Source organism: Veillonella parvula, assembly GCF_018378075.1.
Taxonomy (GTDB): domain Bacteria; phylum Bacillota; class Negativicutes; order Veillonellales; family Veillonellaceae; genus Veillonella; species Veillonella parvula_K.
Map to the genome: position 1 here is coordinate 133,096 of NZ_JAGZYE010000005.1, position 17,677 is coordinate 150,772.

Annotated in this window: 16 protein-coding genes and 1 riboswitch; of the genes, 14 read left to right on the top strand and 2 right to left on the bottom strand. The window is 37.9% G+C overall.

Going from position 1 to position 17,677, the window contains the following annotated elements; genetic code table 11:
- The first annotated feature begins 65 nt into the window (after window positions 1–65).
- Entirely contained in the window at window positions 66–326 is a 261-nt protein-coding gene (locus KH286_RS06100) for an HPr family phosphocarrier protein (RefSeq protein WP_215675767.1), read from the top strand.
- Between the two features lie 92 nt (window positions 327–418).
- Here KH286_RS06100 and KH286_RS06105 read toward each other — a convergent pair whose 3' ends face one another.
- Window positions 419–697, bottom strand: coding sequence for a metal-sensing transcriptional repressor (locus KH286_RS06105; protein WP_004697521.1), 279 nt, complete (start codon window positions 695–697; stop codon window positions 419–421).
- A gap of 331 nt (window positions 698–1,028) precedes the next feature.
- On the opposite strand from KH286_RS06105, the gene KH286_RS06110 reads away from it, so the two are divergent.
- The 11 genes from KH286_RS06110 (at window position 1,029) to KH286_RS06160 (ending at window position 15,328) form a co-directional block, all read left to right on the top strand.
- A complete protein-coding gene (locus tag KH286_RS06110; RefSeq protein ID WP_038125688.1) occupies window positions 1,029–1,835 on the top strand; it encodes a transglycosylase domain-containing protein in 807 nt (268 codons plus the stop codon).
- Between the two features lie 123 nt (window positions 1,836–1,958).
- The gene (locus KH286_RS06115; RefSeq protein ID WP_008714896.1) at window positions 1,959–2,660 is read left to right on the top strand and encodes a hypothetical protein; all 702 of its coding nucleotides are present in this window, start codon (window positions 1,959–1,961) and stop codon (window positions 2,658–2,660) included.
- A 334-nt stretch (window positions 2,661–2,994) separates the two neighbouring features.
- Window positions 2,995–4,206, top strand: coding sequence for an argininosuccinate synthase (locus KH286_RS06120; protein ID WP_004697508.1), 1,212 nt, complete (start codon window positions 2,995–2,997; stop codon window positions 4,204–4,206).
- Complete coding sequence (gene argH / locus KH286_RS06125; protein ID WP_004697518.1) at window positions 4,206–5,633, top strand: argininosuccinate lyase; 1,428 nt, start codon at window positions 4,206–4,208, stop codon at window positions 5,631–5,633. Before KH286_RS06120 ends, argH begins: the two co-directional genes overlap by 1 nt.
- Window positions 5,634–6,222: 589 nt before the next feature.
- The gene (potE, locus tag KH286_RS06130; protein ID WP_004697529.1) at window positions 6,223–7,554 is read left to right on the top strand and encodes a putrescine-ornithine antiporter; all 1,332 of its coding nucleotides are present in this window, start codon (window positions 6,223–6,225) and stop codon (window positions 7,552–7,554) included.
- 402 nt (window positions 7,555–7,956) lie between these two features.
- Window positions 7,957–8,144, top strand: a riboswitch (cobalamin riboswitch).
- A gap of 144 nt (window positions 8,145–8,288) precedes the next feature.
- Window positions 8,289–9,227, top strand: coding sequence for a nickel ABC transporter permease (gene nikB / locus KH286_RS06135; RefSeq protein WP_004697516.1), 939 nt, complete (start codon window positions 8,289–8,291; stop codon window positions 9,225–9,227).
- Window positions 9,227–10,048 carry a nickel transporter permease gene (gene nikC / locus KH286_RS06140; RefSeq protein ID WP_004695039.1) on the top strand — a complete coding sequence of 274 codons (822 nt, stop codon included), beginning with the start codon at window positions 9,227–9,229 and terminating at the stop codon, window positions 10,046–10,048. The genes nikB and nikC overlap by 1 nt, the downstream gene beginning before the upstream one ends.
- Before the next feature lie 153 nt (window positions 10,049–10,201).
- Window positions 10,202–11,770, top strand: a complete 1,569-nt coding sequence (locus tag KH286_RS06145) for an ABC transporter substrate-binding protein (protein ID WP_004697531.1) — start codon at window positions 10,202–10,204, stop codon at window positions 11,768–11,770.
- Window positions 11,771–11,782: 12 nt separating this feature from the next.
- Window positions 11,783–12,580, top strand: coding sequence for an ABC transporter ATP-binding protein (locus KH286_RS06150; RefSeq protein ID WP_021148551.1), 798 nt, complete (start codon window positions 11,783–11,785; stop codon window positions 12,578–12,580).
- Window positions 12,573–13,388, top strand: coding sequence for an ABC transporter ATP-binding protein (locus KH286_RS06155; protein ID WP_038125689.1), 816 nt, complete (start codon window positions 12,573–12,575; stop codon window positions 13,386–13,388). Before KH286_RS06150 ends, KH286_RS06155 begins: the two co-directional genes overlap by 8 nt.
- Window positions 13,389–13,774: 386 nt before the next feature.
- Window positions 13,775–15,328 carry an ABC transporter substrate-binding protein gene (locus KH286_RS06160; RefSeq protein WP_004697524.1) on the top strand — a complete coding sequence of 518 codons (1,554 nt, stop codon included), beginning with the start codon at window positions 13,775–13,777 and terminating at the stop codon, window positions 15,326–15,328.
- Between the two features lie 67 nt (window positions 15,329–15,395).
- Here KH286_RS06160 and KH286_RS06165 read toward each other — a convergent pair whose 3' ends face one another.
- A complete protein-coding gene (locus tag KH286_RS06165; RefSeq protein ID WP_008602411.1) occupies window positions 15,396–16,325 on the bottom strand; it encodes a DUF3829 domain-containing protein in 930 nt (309 codons plus the stop codon).
- Between the two features lie 314 nt (window positions 16,326–16,639).
- On the opposite strand from KH286_RS06165, the gene KH286_RS06170 reads away from it, so the two are divergent.
- Complete coding sequence (locus KH286_RS06170) at window positions 16,640–16,804, top strand: DNA/RNA helicase of DEAD/DEAH box family (RefSeq protein WP_021148546.1); 165 nt, start codon at window positions 16,640–16,642, stop codon at window positions 16,802–16,804.
- 51 nt (window positions 16,805–16,855) lie between these two features.
- Window positions 16,856–17,674, top strand: a complete 819-nt coding sequence (locus tag KH286_RS06175; protein WP_008602416.1) for a sulfurtransferase — start codon at window positions 16,856–16,858, stop codon at window positions 17,672–17,674.
- The last annotated feature ends 3 nt before the right edge of the window (window positions 17,675–17,677 follow it).

Genomic DNA, 17,677 nt, shown 5'->3' on the forward strand with positions numbered 1-17,677 from the left:
TGATACAATATATCTATTAGAACGTATGAGATAGGCTCTGCCTATCGAGATAGAAAGAGGTTATCATGAAAGAATTAACAGTAGAAATTACTAACGAATCTGGTTTACATGCTCGTCCTGCTACAGCCTTCACACAATTGGCTGCTAAGTTTGCTTCCAAAGTGACTATTGCTGCCAATGGCAAAACAGCGGATGCTAAGTCTATCTTAACTGTATTGACTTTGGGTGCTACAAAAGGTACATCCGTTACATTGACTGCTGACGGTGCTGACGAAGATGATGTACTCGCTGCATTGAGCGAATTCTTAACAACTAACCACGATTAATATTGGGGTAATAAAAAGGACCCTACATTTTGAACTGCACCTCCCAAAATTATGTCTAATTTTTGGGTGCAATTCATTTGTAGAGTCCTTTTTTATTTACCCATATTTGCAAAGCGTTCTACAGCTTTTGTAAAGTCGCTAATGGTTTTTTCTACGTCACCATGTTCGATACCATCTCGTACGCAGTGGTTGATATGTCCTTCAAGAATTACTTGTCCTACTTTATGTAGTGCAGATTTAGCTGCATTAATTTGGCTCAACACATCTTCGCAGGGAATGTCTTCTTCAATCATTCGATCAATAGCTTGCACTTGACCTAAGATTTTACGCAATCGACGATGCAGATTTTCTGAATCCATACACTGTTTCATTTTACTCCTCCATAGGCATGTTTTTATCATCTCATACATTATACTCTATTTAAAGTTTTTAATACAACTTAATAAGTATAACTAATATGCATTAATCGGTATATATAGATATAGGGTATCATGCCATTATTAAGATATATTAAATATATTTGTAGTATGAGTGGACGTAAAAACTAGTGTTTTACATATCTTCTTATTGATTGATGTGATACAATACATTTAATATACTTTATATTTGTATATGTATATAAGGTATTGTATAGATAGCTAGATTATAAACCTATAGTTACATGTGTTTATATTACAGACCTTTAAGAAATAGGTGAAAGAAATGAAAGTATTTCGCTACCTTCGAAATCTAGTTGTGTTCGTGGTGGTCATGATTTTGGCTATGTTTATATATGACGGATACCATAGCTTTCAAGGGACAAATCGTGAGAGTAAAGCTCATACAATTGTTGAAAAACAAATAGAACAAAGTGAAGATACGCTCAGTCGTACAGATCGAATTATACGACTGTTTACATTTAGAGATAAAGTACAGATAGCTCTTAATCAACGTGTTTCAAAAGAGCATTGGGTGAAAGGGGATGTTATTCCTGAGTATACAAAAAATGCATTAATCGCTATTGAAGATAAGCGGTATTATAAACATGGAGCTATTGATGTACTCGGTATTATTCGCGCCTTGTACACAAACACTATAGCAGGTGAAACGCTAGAAGGCGGTAGTACTATTACACAACAACTTGTAAAAAATCTGTTCCTTTCCTCGAAGCGTATCATGAGTCGTAAGGTGGAAGAGGCCATCCTCGCTAGTGAAATGGAACATTACTACTCTAAGGAAGAAATCCTTACCATGTACTTGAATACCGTATATTATGGTCATAATTATTACGGTATCTATGAAGCAGCTCACGGATACTTTGGGACAAGCCCAAGCCGATTAACATTGGGGCAAAGTGCTTTGCTCGCAGCATTACCCAATGCACCGTCCTATTTAGATCCTTATACGAACTATGAAGGTGCTAAAGCACGGCAAAAGCTGGTGCTCGAACAAATGGTAGACCAAGGCATGATTACACAAGCCGAGGCAGACTATGCGTACGAACAGGACTTGGAGCTTGTGGAAGAATAATTAAATTACTATTTTAGAATCTCTGTTAGCTGATTAATAATTGGCTAATAGAGATTTTTTTGATACATTTGTGTTATTAAGATGATTTTTTAGAGAGAATTTCGAGCATAAGGAGCGTAGATATTGGATAATGTTGAATTAAAGCGTTATGAAAAGGGTAACTTTTCTTCTATCTATATAGGTGTAAAACCTATAATTAAGTTTGCCATGCTTAGGCTGGAGAATTTTATAGCCTATTATTTAAGAGGTCCTGGAGGAGTAGATTATAAGTCTGAATTGCTTGATGTAGATTCCTATGCTCGTGAAATCTTTTACATTGAACAAGCTGATGCTTATAAAATTGAAAACTGGATAGTTTATTATGATGATGAACATGATTGTATGGCTGTAAGACATTGCTTTTGGGATAAAGCCTTGGATAGAGAGTTAATAATGGCTGATGAATCGTTGCGAGCTACTGTTAGAGAAGAATATATTGTTGATACAATTCCACATATTTGTAATCAGACCATTGTCAGTGTAAATGTAATGGCGAAACATAATATCCTAAATGCTATAAATGCTTTTGATACAGCAATATCTAAGATGAATATATTGGAGTTATTTAGAAATGTAGATTACTCTACAGGTAATTATAGAATTTCTAGATCTTATGATTTAGATGTTCGCATTGAAGCTATTATTAATGAAGAACAAAATGAGCTTTACTCGATTATAGGTGAAATTAAGTCTTTTATTATTGAGACTTTAAAAGAACCCCTTGATACAACTGATGATTATAAGATAGCTTTAGATTACCAATTTTCACCTATTGATATAATTTAAGGCCATATATTCCAAAGTGGTAATAAAAATAATAATTTGCTTGAACTAATAAATGATTTACAGGTATTAATAATTAGTAAACACAAAAAAAGCTATAACATATGCTGGTTTAAAATGTTGGAGCTTTATTACTCTCGAATGGTTACGTTCCGAATAATATTATATAATTGTATAAAAATAATACTTGCATTTATAATTATACAGGTGTATACTATTTTTTGTCAGAAGGAGAAAATGCTTGTCGGTAATAGAAGATACCACGGTACTTTCACAATTATCTGATACTGTATTGATTATATGAGTCTAAATAGATAGTGGTTTATGAGGTGTTATCATGGGTAAAGCAAATAAAGTAGTACTCGCATATTCTGGTGGCTTAGATACTTCTGTTATCATTCCTTGGCTGAAAGAAAATTATGGCGCTGAAGTTATTGCAGTGTGTGTAGACTTGGGCCAACCTGAGGATTATGATGCAGTTGAGAAAAAAGCGATCAAATCTGGCGCATCTAAAGCGTACATCGTTGACGCTAAGGAAGAGTTTGTAAAAGATTATGTATGGCCTACTGTAAAAGCTGGTGCAATTTATGAAGGTAAATATTTATTAGGTACATCCTTCGCGAGACCTTTAATTGGTAAAATTCTTGTAGATATTGCAAAAAAAGAAGGCGCTGATGCAATCGCTCATGGTGCGACTGGTAAAGGTAATGACCAAGTTCGTTTTGAGTTGACTATCAAAGCATTAGCTCCTAACATGAAAATCATCGCTCCTTGGAGAGAATGGGATTTGAAATCTAGAACAGACTGTATGGAATATGCTGCTAAACACGATATTCCAGTTGTAGCTACAAAATCTCATCCATATTCTATGGACCAAAACGTATGGCATTTGTCCCATGAAGGCGGCGATCTTGAAAATCCAGCAAATGCACCTAAAGATGATGTGTACTTGGTAACACATACACCTGAACAAGCTCCAGATGAAGCTGGTTATGTAACTGTATCCTTCAAAGAAGGTGTACCTGTAGCTGTAGATGGTCAAGAAGGTACTCCATTACAAATATTAGAAAAACTCAACGAAATCGGTGCACACTATGGTGTAGGCGTTGTAGATATCGTCGAAAATAGATTGGTAGGCATGAAATCCCGTGGCGTTTATGAAAACCCAGGTGGCTCTATCATCATGTATGCTCATAGAGAACTTGAATACCTATGCCTCGACAGAGCTACATACCACTACAAAGAACTCATTGCTAACAAATACGCTGAACTCGTATATGATGGCATGTGGTTCGCACCATTGATGAACGCGTTACAAGCGTTTGTTGACGAAACTCAAAAAACTGTAACAGGTGAAGTAAAACTTAAATTGTACAAAGGAAATATCATTTCTGCAGGTAGTACTTCTCCATATTCTTTGTACAGCGAAGATTTCGTAACATTCGAAGAAGATGATGTATACGATCAATCTGATGCAGAAGGTTTCATCAACTTGTTCGGTTTACCTCTCAAAATTAATGCATTGATGAAAGAGAAAGCAGGTAAATAATGGCTAAATTGTGGGGCGGGCGTTTCACAAAAGGCACTGATAAAGCGGTAGAGGATTTTACATCCTCTATCGCTTTTGATGCGCGGATGTACGCCGAAGATATTGCAGGCAGCAAGGCTCATGCGACTATGCTGGCAAAACAACATATTATCTCCGACGCAGATCGAGATGCTATTTTAGTAGGTTTAACGAAGATTAAAAATCAGATTGATAAAGGAGAGTTTCCGTTCTCCGTGGCTCTTGAAGATATTCATATGAATATTGAAAAACGCCTTACTGATGATATCGGTGAAGCTGGTGGTCGTTTGCATACAGGCCGCAGCCGTAATGACCAATGTGCAGTAGACTTGCACATGTACGTGCGTAAAGCTGTTGTGGAAATGGGTGAACTCATCGTAGATATGCAGAAGGCTCTCATCGAAACAGCTGAAAAGTATAGTGATGTTATCATGCCTGGCTATACGCATTTACAACGGGCTCAACCTGTATTGTTTGGGCATCATATGATGGCCTATTTCTCTATGTTGGAACGTGATTTTGATCGTTTGTTGATGGTATTCAAACATGCTGACATCATGCCACTTGGGGCCGGCGCATTAGCTGGTTCTACATACGGCATTGATCAAACATATACGCAAAAGCTTTTGGGCTTTTCTCGTATTTACGAAAATAGTATGGACGCCGTATCTGACCGTGACTACGTAGTTGAATTCTTGTCCTTTGCATCTCTAGTAATGATGCATTTGAGTCGTCTTAGCGAAGAGTTGATCTTGTGGTCTACCAATGAGTTCAATTTTATTGAACTTGATGATGCTCACTGCACGGGCTCTAGTATTATGCCGCAAAAGAAAAATCCTGACGTTTGCGAGCTGGTTCGTGGTAAAACAGGCCGTACCTATGGTCATTTGTTAGGCCTTTTAACAACTTTGAAAGGCTTGCCTCTTACATACAACAAGGATATGCAAGAGGATAAAGAAGGTATCTTCGATGCTATTGATACAGTACACTTCGCATTGTCCATTAATGCGGCTATGATTCGTGGTATGAAGGTCAATGGGGCTCATATGAAAGCAGTCTTGGATGACGACTTCTCCAATGCTACAGATATGGCGGATTATCTTGCGAAGAAAGGTGTTCCATTCCGTGAAGCCCATGAAATCGTAGGTAATGCGGTGCATCATTGCATCGAAAAAGGTTGTGTACTCCTTGATCTATCCGTAGAGGACTTCAAAGCTATTTCCAACCATTTTGATGCAGATATTCTTGACGCTATCTCCATCGAAGCTTGTGTTGCAGGTCGTAATAACTATTCTGGTACGGCTCCAGAATGTGTGGAACGACAACGTAATAATGGTAAAATCATTATCGCTGCTGAGGAAAAGCAAATTGCTGAATGGAAAGAAATCGTTGAATCTGTAGAAGAGTAGAGCTTAGTGCGGAATAAGTAGTAGATAAAAATAAAGAATAGTTATCAATAAAATCTGGAAAAATAAGATCGATATACATATAAGGATTTCATTAAGGGTCTAATATTGCCCATTATACTTATATGTATATCGATTTTTTATTTAAAAGCTAGACGATACCTATAAAGCCCAAAATTCTAATTGATAATCCACTATTAAAATGATGTATTTACATGTACATATATAGTGGACTGTGAGAGAATAATAGTCTTGTACTAGGACACTATAACCGTGATAGATAGGAAAAATTACATCTATACACAGAATAAAATGGGGTAAAAATATACTTTGCTACGATTAAAATGAGTTCTGTTCGATTTTGATGATAAATTACCTATGATTTATTCAATTCGTGTAATATGCCTTGTCCGCCAATAAAGTACTTTTATTTTGGTTTCATAGGTGTTATTATTTAACTCGTAATAAGAATAAAAACGGTAAATTCACATTCAAGCCCATCACAGCACGAACTGAATTTACTTAGCGGTATATATATTTTAAGTGAATTATGGACGAGAAAAAATTCACCTTAGTGAAAGGGGATTGATATATGAAAACCACCGCTAAAAAAATGTCTGTATTCCAGCTAACCACAATGGTAGCAGCCAATATGCTAGGAGCTGGGATCATTATGTTACCAACTAATTTGGCTCAAGTTGGTACTATTTCAGTTTTATCTTGGCTCGTGACAGCTGTGGGTGCGCTTTTACTAGCGTATATTTTTGCTCAAGCGGGTATGTTCTCCCAAAAACAAGGGGGCATGGGCGGTTATGCAGAACATCGCTTCGGTAAAACTGGACATTTTATGGCGAGCTATGCTTACAGCATATCTCTCATCATTGCTAATATCGCCATCGCGGTATCTGCCGTAGGTTATGGCGCAGCTTTCTTTGGTGTTGACCTCAATGCGACACAAACAAGTCAAGTAACAATTGTGCTCTTGTGGTTTGCAGCGATTCTAAACTTCAGAGGGAATCGTTTCACAGGTCGACTCAGCAATATGACTATTTGGGGCTCTATTGTTCCAGTTTTATTAATCGGTACAATCGGCTGGTATTGGTTTGATCCATCTATCTATTGGGCGGCATGGAACCCAAATGATCTTCCGCTTTATGATGCGGTAAAACAATCTATTTCCCTAACTTTATGGGGCTTCCTAGGATTTGAGTCCGCAGCGGCTAATGCTGATGCTGTTGAGAATCCAAAGAAAAACGTACCTATCGCAACTGTGGCGGGTACATTAGCAGTGGCAGTGGTTTATATCTTGTCCACAAACGTTATGGCAGGTATTGTGCCTAACGTTGATTTATTAAATTCTAACGCACCATTCGGTTTGACATTCGTATACATGTTCAATGATACAATTGCAAACATCGTTATGGCTGCTATGGTTATTTCTTGCTTTGGCGCTTTGCTTTGCTGGCAATTCACATTGTCTCGCGTCTTCAAAAGTGCAGCAGAACATGGTTACTTCCCTAAAATATTCGCTCGTGTAAATAGCAAAGATGCTCCTGTTCGTGGTGTATTGATTTTACTCGCTGTTGAAACATTACTTACTTTATTCACTGCAAGCGAATCCTTGCGTGAGCAGTTTGAAATCCTAGTAAACTTAGCGGTTGTAACTAACGTAGTACCGTATGTATTGTGCATCTTGGCAGTACCTACAATGATGCGTATGGCTGGCGTAGCTGAAAGTCGTATTAAACGCTCTAATTACTTGTTCGGTATAGGCGTTCTTTACTGCCTATATGCAATCTACGCATGTGGCTTTGATGCTATGGTAGGTAGCGCAGTGGCAGTAAGCATAGGCTTGGTGATCTATGTTTTGCGTAAAGCGTGGGATACACGCAGAGCACACCGCTTACAACAAAGTATTGATTAACTGAATACATCTCGTCTTATTAGAGGCTATTACTTGGTAATAGCCTCTTTTTTATCATAATCATGCATTAGACTTATAATTAATGCGAGCTAGATATGAAAAAATATAAAGAGTATTATTATTAATCAAATTTTTGCTGTGTATAAAAAGATTTTATAATAAAGTTTTTACATTGCTTTATTATTATTAAAATTAATATATATACCGTCATATACAGTAAATATAATAAAAAATTATTTATATAAGTTAATTTATATAATTTTATGCAGGATTGTGAATTTAATCATTAATCAATATTTTTTATCAGTATAAAAATTATATTGAAAATATGCGAAATACATATACCCATAAGGGGTATATGTATTGTAAATAGAGTGTTAATATAGTATATTTATAATCGATAAAAATGAATGAACTAGTGAGTGTCGGTATTTACCGAGCGTAAAAGAGGAAAATGGGTGAAAAACCCATACTATGCAAATAGCTGTAATGAGGAGCAAGGTTTCATTATAGGGTCACTGGGAAACTGGGAAGGCCGAAATGTTGCGATGAATCAGAGTCAGAAAGCCTGCTCTAAAGGCATGGTATGCATATGCTGTGCTTAATTTGGGTTAGTCGGGCGACTAACCTTTTTTCGTTCCCTAGCCTTTAAGCTTCATCGCTATATAAAAAGCTAGTACCATTAGTTTGTCATTTGAATTGTTGTTAGTGTTTAGAGAGTTTAGGAGGCGCCTATGGGCAAACGCTTTGTCAAACAATTGGGGCAATTTATTGTTACCTTGTTTGGCATCACATTTTTGACATTTTGTCTCACCTATTTAGCACCAGGTGACCCAGTAACGATGTTACTTGAAACGGCAGATACTATCGTATCTCAGGAGCTTATCGATGAAACTCGAGCTCAGCTTGGGTTAGATAAACCATTTGTAGTACAGTATGCAAACTGGGTCGTCAATGCCGCACAAGGTGATTTAGGGATGAGTTATTCTGCTAAAAAACCAGTAGTAGATCGTATGTTGGAGGCTTTACCAGGTACATTAATGTTAGCGGGTACGGCTTTAGTATTTACGCTGCTCTATGCATTGCCTGCAGGTATTATAAGCGCCTTAAATCGTAACAAATGGGTTGATTATGTGTTGAGATTTCTATCCTTCGTAGGCGTATCTATGCCTACGTTCTGGTTAGGTCTTGTACTGATTTACATCTTCGGTCTTAAATTGGGCCTTGTACCGATTGCATCCTCTCGAGTGACTGCGTCTGGTGTTATTTTGCCCGCTATTACTTTGGCAGTTGTTGTTGGGTCTAAATACATGCGTCAAGTGCGGCTAGTTATCCTTGAGGAAATGCAAAAGGATTATGTTATTGGCGCTCGTGCTCGCGGTGTTAGTGAGATAAAAATTTTATTCGGTCATATTTTACCTAATGCGGTGTTACCACTCATCACTATTCTTGGTGTTGTTATTGGTTGGTTACTAGGTGGTGTGGCAGTCGTAGAAATGGTATTCTCTTGGCCGGGACTTGGGAATATGGCAATTTATGCTATTACTATGCGCGATTATCCATTGATTGAAGGTTTTGTGTTGTGGGTTGCTTTAGCATATATGTGTATTAACGCATTGGTTGATGCATCATATATCTTATTAGACCCTAGATTGAAAAGGGAGAGAGCATAATGGCAGAATTTATTCAAAAACATAAATTGTTCTCTTTCTATAGTGGGTTGATGATTATCATTGTTCTCATCGCTATCTTTGCACCCTGGCTTGCACCGGGCGATGCTTTCACCTCAAATATAAGTCAGGCATTGCAAGCACCAAGCAGCCAACATTGGTTTGGTACAGATAAATTAGGACGTGATGTATTATCTCGTATCATTTATGGTACTCAATTATCCTTGTTCATGGGCGTATCCATCGTCGTTATCATGGTGAGCATTGGTACTATCATCGGTGCTATAGCAGGCTATTTTGGCGGTAAAGTTGAAATGGTTCTTATGCGTTTAGCAGACATCATGTTATCATTCCCTGGTATCGTATTGGCTATTGCTATTGCTGGTATTCTAGGTGGTAGCATTGTAAATACGATTTTAGCCTTATCTGTTGTAGGTTGGGCAAAATATGCTCGTATTGTACGTTCTATGACGCTCAAGGTGCGCGGTGAGGAATATGTAACGGCTGCTGTTATGATGGGCGCATCTACGACGGCCATCATCAGACGTCATATCATTCCTAATATTATGCCTCTCGTTATTACAACAGGTGCATTAGATATCGGGGCTATCATGATTGAGGTAGCAGGTTTATCCTTCCTTGGCTTTGGTGCTCAGCCACCGACTCCAGAATGGGGTCTTATGCTTAACGAGGGTCGCCAGTACTTGCAAACGAGTCCATGGCTCATGGCATTCCCTGGTATGTCCATCCTTATCGTGGTTGCTATTTTTAATCTTTGGTCTGACTCCTTACGAGATGTAGTGGATCCAAAAAATCAAGGATAAAATTGTTTTTACCTTCATAAATTTGAATCTTTATCTAGTGAAAGTTTCATTATGACTGGTAAGAAATTATGGTTTTTCCATCACAACTATTTTAGATAGTGATGATGTTAAATGTTTTTATGTTTTACATGTAGTTGTAAAAGGAGATTTTAAATGAAAAAATCTTGGAAAAAGGCCCTATTAGCAGGTCTTAGTATTGTAATGATGGGTTCCTTCATAGCTGGTTGTGGGTCTGATAATAATGGTGCTGCTAACAAAGATGTATTAAAAGTAGGCGTTACTAACTTCGCATCCACATTAGAACCTACAGAAAACTTCTTCGCATGGGTTGTAATGCGCTATGGTGTAGGTGAAACATTGGCTAAGTTTGACGAACAAATGAAACCTCAACCATGGATTGCATCTAAATGGGAAGTATCCCCAGACCATAAAACGTGGACTTTCACAATCAATGATAAGGTGAAATTCTCCAATGGTAAAAAAGTTGATGCAGCAGCTGTAAAGGCGTCTATTGAACGTGCTTTTGCAAAGTCTAATCGTGCGAAAACATTCTTCGAATATGACTCTATGGAAGCTAATGGTCAACAATTAGTTATTCATACAACAAAAGAATATCCTAATATGCCTGGCCTTTTAGCGGATCCGTTGTTCCTAATCGTTGACGTTCAAGCTGAAAAAGATGGCCGTAACTTTGCGAAGGAAGGTCCTATCGGTACAGGCCCATATGTAGTTAAATCCTTCACTAAAGAACGTGCTGAAATGGCTGCGAACGAAAACTACTGGGATGGTACAGTACCATTTAAAACTGTAGAAATTCCTTCCATCGATGACCCTAATACGCGTGCTTTGAGCTTACAATCTGGCGACGTAGATATGGCTGTTAACATCGGTCCTGGTGAAATTGGTTTATTCCAAGGCAATGATAAATTCAAAGTAGATGAAATCGCATCTCTTCGTGTCGTATTGGCCCGTATTAATCAAAAAGGTATTCTTGGGGATGACAAAGTTCGTGCTGCAGTTATCTCTGCAACAGACCGTAAAAACTATGCTGATGTATTGTTAAAAGGTACATTTATTCCTGGTTCTGCTCCAATTCCACCATCCATGGACTATGGCTTCAACGATTTGAAAGATCCTAATGCGTATAATCCTGAACGTTCTAAACAATTGTTGGCTGAAGATGGTTGGAAAGATACTGATGGCGATGGGATCCTTGATAAAGATGGCAAACCATTAACATTCAACTTCATAGTATATAACTCTCGTGCAGAATTACCACTTTATGCAGAAGCTGTTCAAGCAGACCTTAAAAAGGTTGGCATCGATATGAAAATCAAAACAGTTGACTATAACTTGATCGATAAAATGGGTCAAGACGGCGACTATGATATGCTTATCTCCAACATTGTAACAGCTAATACAGGTGATCCAATCTGGTTCTTGGCTAACTATTGGCACACTAACAACAATGGCTCCAACCCTCAAAATGGTTCTGGTTACTCCAATCCACAAGTTGACCAATTGTTAGATGCAGCTGAAACTGAATTCGACCCAGCAAAACGTCGTGATTACGCAATGCAAATTCAACAATTGTTGATGAATGATGGTGCTGCATTATTCTTAGGCTATCCTAAAACTAATATCGTTACAGGTTCTTACTTGAAAGGTGCTGTAATGTACCCAAGTGATTACTACTGGATTACTAACAAAATTACAAAATAGTGAGGAGCTATAATGGCAGAAAACATACTAACTGTAGAAAACCTTAACATTGCGTACCAAGGTGTGCCTGCTGTTATGGATGTGAACTTTACCTTGGAACGCGGTAAGGTATTAACCATTGTAGGTGAGTCCGGATCCGGTAAAACTACTGTAATCCGGGCCCTCATGGGTTTATTATCTGTAGGTGGTGAGGTTACAGACGGTACAATGATCTTTAACGGTCACAACCTTCGTACCCTATCTAAGTCAGAATGGAGAGCCATACGTGGTAAAGATATGGCTATGATTTTCCAAGATAGTGGTAGTGCATTAGATCCAATTGTTCGCATTGGTAAACAATTTAGAGAATTGTTTACATCTCATATTGAAATCACTAATGATGAATGTGATCGACGAGCAATTGAGTTATTAGAATCTGTATCTCTTCCTAATGGAGCGGATATATTGCGCCGTTATCCACACGAATTATCTGGTGGTCAACGTCAACGTGTTGGTATTGCTATGGCGTTAGCATTGGACCCAGCATTACTCATCGGTGACGAACCGACATCTGCACTCGATGTAACAACACAATCTCAAGTGGTTATGCAAATGCTTGAACTAGCTAAAGAGCATAATTCTGCAATAGTCATGGTAACTCATAACCTTGGTGTAGCAGCGTATATGTCTGACTATATTATTGTTATGAAAAAGGGCCGTGTTGTAGATGCTGGAACCCCACAAGACATTTTGGAAAATCCATCTAATGAATATACGAAACAACTAAAAGACGCTGTGCCAACATTGGGAGGAGGTCGTTACATTGACTAATTACGCAGTAGAAATTAAGAATGTATGTAAACGATTCCCACTTCCTACTGGTGGTGAGCTTGAAGCATGTAAGGATATTAATATAACTCTCGAAAAAGGTCAGTCCCTTGGGATTGTAGGGGAATCTGGCTCTGGGAAAACAACATTGGTTCGTATGATTATGAAGATGCTTCCTATTACGGAAGGCGAGATTTATGTAGATGGTGTAGAGATTCAACATATGAATTCTGAACAAACGAAAGAATATCGTAAAAAGATTCAAATGGTATTCCAAGATCCATCTGCAGCTTTTAACCCACGTATGAAGGTTAAAGATATCATTCTTGAGCCACTTTATAATTTTGGTCTTCTTGAAAAGGGAAAAGAAGAGCAAATCGCAGGTGACTACCTGGAAATGGTAGATTTACCTCGCGAGTTTATGCATCGCTATCCTCATGAAATGTCTGGTGGTCAACGCCAACGTGTTGCCATTGCTCGTGCTATCGTTTTAGAGCCCGAAATCCTCGTGTTAGACGAGGCTACTAGTGCCCTAGATGTATCTGTACAAGACTCCATTGCGTACCTTTTGGCGCGTTTACAAAAAAAGAAAAATTTAACATACCTATTTATTGCTCATGATATTGCCTTTATTCGTACGATGTGCCACAAGGTGGTCGTAATGTACAAAGGTGCTATCGTTGAAGAACTAGATGCTTTCCACTTGGCGGATGCAAAACATCCATATACAAAGGTTTTATTGAGCTCTATCTTTGAAATTGGTCAAGATCATAAGCCGCTTACCTTGGATGAGGCTGCATTAGAAGCTTAATAGGAAAATTTACTTTCAAAATTTCAAAAGTATAAATTTGAAATGTAGAGAGTTACATCGGATAGGTAAACTTAAAATAGCAGTTAGTTTCAAGACTAACTGCTATTTTTATGCATAGTTAAGATATGAAATTTTTTAATAGATATATTGAAATGTTTCTCAAATTATACATTGTGTTAACACCTAATATATAGTATAGTTGACTGTATAAAATATACCCCTATGGGTATAACAAGATATGCTCATATGAAGTGATGTACATAGATTCTCTTTATATTAACTATTGTAAAAGCAGGTTATATTTACTAGATTATGTTAATGCAAAAAATAGTGAGTATCTGAGTATAAATAGATAGTTAATGTGTGTAGAAAGGTTAGGTGTATAAATGAAAGGATTACGCAAGGCTTTACTAATTGGTATGACCCTTGGTGTGACTATGCTCGGGACTATTGGTTGTATGAATCAAGATTCTGCTTCATCTAATGATGTATTAAAGGTAGGGGCTATTAGTTTTGCTGGCACATTAGAACCAACGGAAAATTATTTTAGTTGGGCCGTTGTACGATTTGGTATAGGTGAAACGCTTATCAAGTTTGATGATCAAATGAAAGCAACGCCTTGGCTTGCCACCTCTTGGAAGCAAGGTGATGACAAGTTAACATGGACTTTCACCATCAATGATAAAGTTAAATTCTCAAATGGTAATAGTTTGACAGCTGAGGCGGTAAAAGCATCTTTAGAACGAACTTTTGCTAAAAGTAAACGAGCAAAAACGTTCTTTAACTATACAGAAATTACTGCTAACGGTCAGGAGTTGACCATCAAGACTGACAAGGAATATTATAATTTGCCCAACTTGTTAGGAGATCCATTGTTTTTGATTATGGATGTGACAGCAGAGGCGAATGGTCGTGATATTGCAAAGGAAGGTCCTATTGGTACTGGTCCATATGTAGTATCCTCTTTCACAAAAGAGCGTGCTGAACTAAAGCGCAATGATAATTACTGGGATGGCAAGGCAGGCTTTGCTAAGGTTGAAATCCCATCTATTAATGATGCGAATACTCGTGCTATGGCGTTACAAGCGGGCGATGTAGATATGGCCGTTAACATTGGACCTGGTGAATATAGTATCTTCCAAAATGATAAGAAATTCACTATCTATGAAGTGGCTTCCTTGCGTGACGTATTTGTTCGTATGGGGCAAAAAGGGAAACTACGAAATCCAAATCTTCGTGCAGCCCTCATTGCAGCAGCAGACCGTGAGTCTTATGCGAAGAACCTCATGAAGGATACCTTCGTAGCCGGTAAGGCTCCATTGCCACCATCCATAGACTATGGCTTTAACCAATTGCGTGATCCTAATAAATATAATGTAGAACGTGCTAAAGAATTACTGAAACGTGAAGGTTATGAAGATACAAATGGCGACGGTATTGTAGATAAAGACGGTGAAAACCTCGTACTTGATTTTTATGCCTACACAACTCGTCCTGAATTGCCATTATATGCGGAAGCATTGCAAGCGGACTACAAAAAAATCGGTGTAGATTTACGAATTAAAATCGTAGATTATGCGGTTATCGACACATTATCTCAATCTGGTGATTATGATATGATTATCTCCAGTGTTGTAACCGCTAATACGGGTCAACCAGTATGGTTCTTGAAACAATATTGGGGTATAGGCGTTGAAACTAATGGGTCTGGCTTCTCTAATCCTCGTTTCGATGAATTGTTGGCTCTTGGTGAAAGTAGTAGCGATCCAGTGGTGCGTCGTAATGCGGTTATCAATGCCCAACAACTGATGTTAGATAACGCTGTAGCATTATTCCTTGGGTATCCTAAAATTAATATTGTAGGTAATAAACATATTGATGGTATCAAGATAACACCGTCTGAATATTACATCATTACAAAAGATTTGAAAAAGAAATAAAGTTTGCTGCTTACATAAAAATAAAAGGACTAGCTCGCATGGGCTAGTCCTTTGTGTTATCTAAATATTATTTTTTTTCTGTTACATCTAAGTCTGCCATGTTAACTGCATTGGCCTTGCCAATCATTTTATTATACTTGGTAAATAATTGCGTATAAGCTTCGCCATAAGATGAGTTGATAATAATGTAGTTGCGTGCCTCTGCAACAAATTCTTTTACTGAGTCTTGATACTCTCTTACCGCATTTTGTACTTCTGGTGTAGTACCAGGTTGTAATTTATTGAGGCGTTGTGTAATTTGTTGTAAGTTTGATTCTACCTTTTGGGTGTCTGTATTCCCATCTGGATCAATAAGGTCAATAGTTTGTGCTGTTATGAGATTTATCTCTATAAAGTTAACCGCATTTTCCCGCTTTTCTCCCTGATACTCAGTCATGCGTTCGTTATAAAGCTCATTATTACGATTATCTAAAGCTAAGTCTAATGCATTATATGTAGCGTAGAACTGTTCTGCTAAAGGTACATATTGAGCTGCTAGCTCATCGCTACCTTTATAATTATCCTTTTCATAACGACGTTCCACATAGTAAGATTGCAACTGATCAGCAATAGGAATAATTTGATCAAGTACTACGAGGACGTCATTTGTCGCTTGGTTTACGTCTTCGTAGGGTGTAGAACTATCTTGTTTTGCTACCTCTAATGCAGCTTTAAGTTCCTTATATTTAGGTAAGGTAATCGTCGTATTATGAGACCCATTGCGCAACTCTTCAAGAGTTGGCTGTAATTGGTTAGCATAGGCTACACTGTATGAGTTATATGCATCTAATGCAACAATATAAGGTCGTATGGCGTTGATTTTATCGTCAACGGTTGATCGATATAAAATTGTCGTTGTATTGGATGATAAGAGTGTATACACCCCATAGATCCCACCACCGATAATAGCAGCACCGAGCACAATGGCTGCTATTAACTTGATGTACCCCTTTTTCAACTGCGCACGCTCCTTGAAAACACACTAACTCTTTTGGATCCATTTGGACAGACTAATGTCCTAAGAGTAATTATTTACATTATATCACAACTTTACGTGGCAAAAAAGACGTATAGATACGATAATTATAAGGAATAGATGAAAATGTTAGATTTGGACATGTATTTATATTTATAATTAGCGATTAAACGATGAATGAGGCTGTAAGCTGTTATAAAAATATACTTTTAAAAGTAAAACTATATACTCTCTAGACGTTGTAGCTGCGGCTGGTATAATAGCAAGTATAGTATTCATTATATGGGGAGTTCGTTATGTCAGAATCGAATCATTTAATCAATTTTGCTACATCTTCGGAACTTATTGCTAATGGGGAAGGGCGTAATGTGCTATCTGCCATTGAGGACGGATTACGCAGTTGTGATGAGTTTTTAATATCAGTAGCTTTCAATTGTATATCCCGCTATAGTCGTATATAATAATATTAAAAGATTTGTATTTTTCGATATAATCAAAGAAAGGAGTACAACATGTCAAATTTTATCACTCCTAAAGAATTATTAGCTTGTTTCGATGAGGTCATCATTTTAGATGCTAGAGGGTATCAAGATTATAAAAAAGGCCATATTAAGGGGGCTTATGCGGTAGATTTAGACAAGGATTTGACTGGTCCTTTAGGCGAGCATGGTGGTCGTCATCCATTGCCAGATATGGAACAGTTAGCTCATACCTTTGAGTCTTATGGCATCACTCGTAACTCAAAGGTTGTAGTATATGATTCGTGGCTATTCTTAGCGGGCCGTCTTTGGTGGACGTTACGTTACATGGGCTTAACAGATGTACGCGTTTTATCCGGTGGTATTGAACGATGGGTTCGAGAGGGCCATCTCTTAACTAAAGAGCCGACCCCGTTACCTGCTGAACCATCTATTTTTAACTACGAGTTGCAAACGGATATGGTTATGAGTCGCGATGAGGTGCTCAAGGCTAGTGAAAGCGGAGATCATGTTATTATTGATGCTCGTGCGCCATTCCGTTATGATGGATCTCAAGTGGATACGATGGATGGTATGACAGGGCATATTCCTGGGGCTGTTAATCATTTTTATGAAAGTGGCTATACCGTAGATGGTCCTAAATCCTTGAAAGATTTAGAGGCTGAGTATTACAACGAAATCTACCAAAATAGGCCAGTTGTAACGTACTGTGGGTCTGGTGTGACTGCCTGCAATGCGTTGTTAACCATGAGTGAAGTAGGACTTGAATCTGCTTTATATGTTGGTAGTTCTAGTGACTGGGTAACGTATGAAGGCTTCCCGCTTAGTACAGGTGTAGAAACATTAAACTAACTT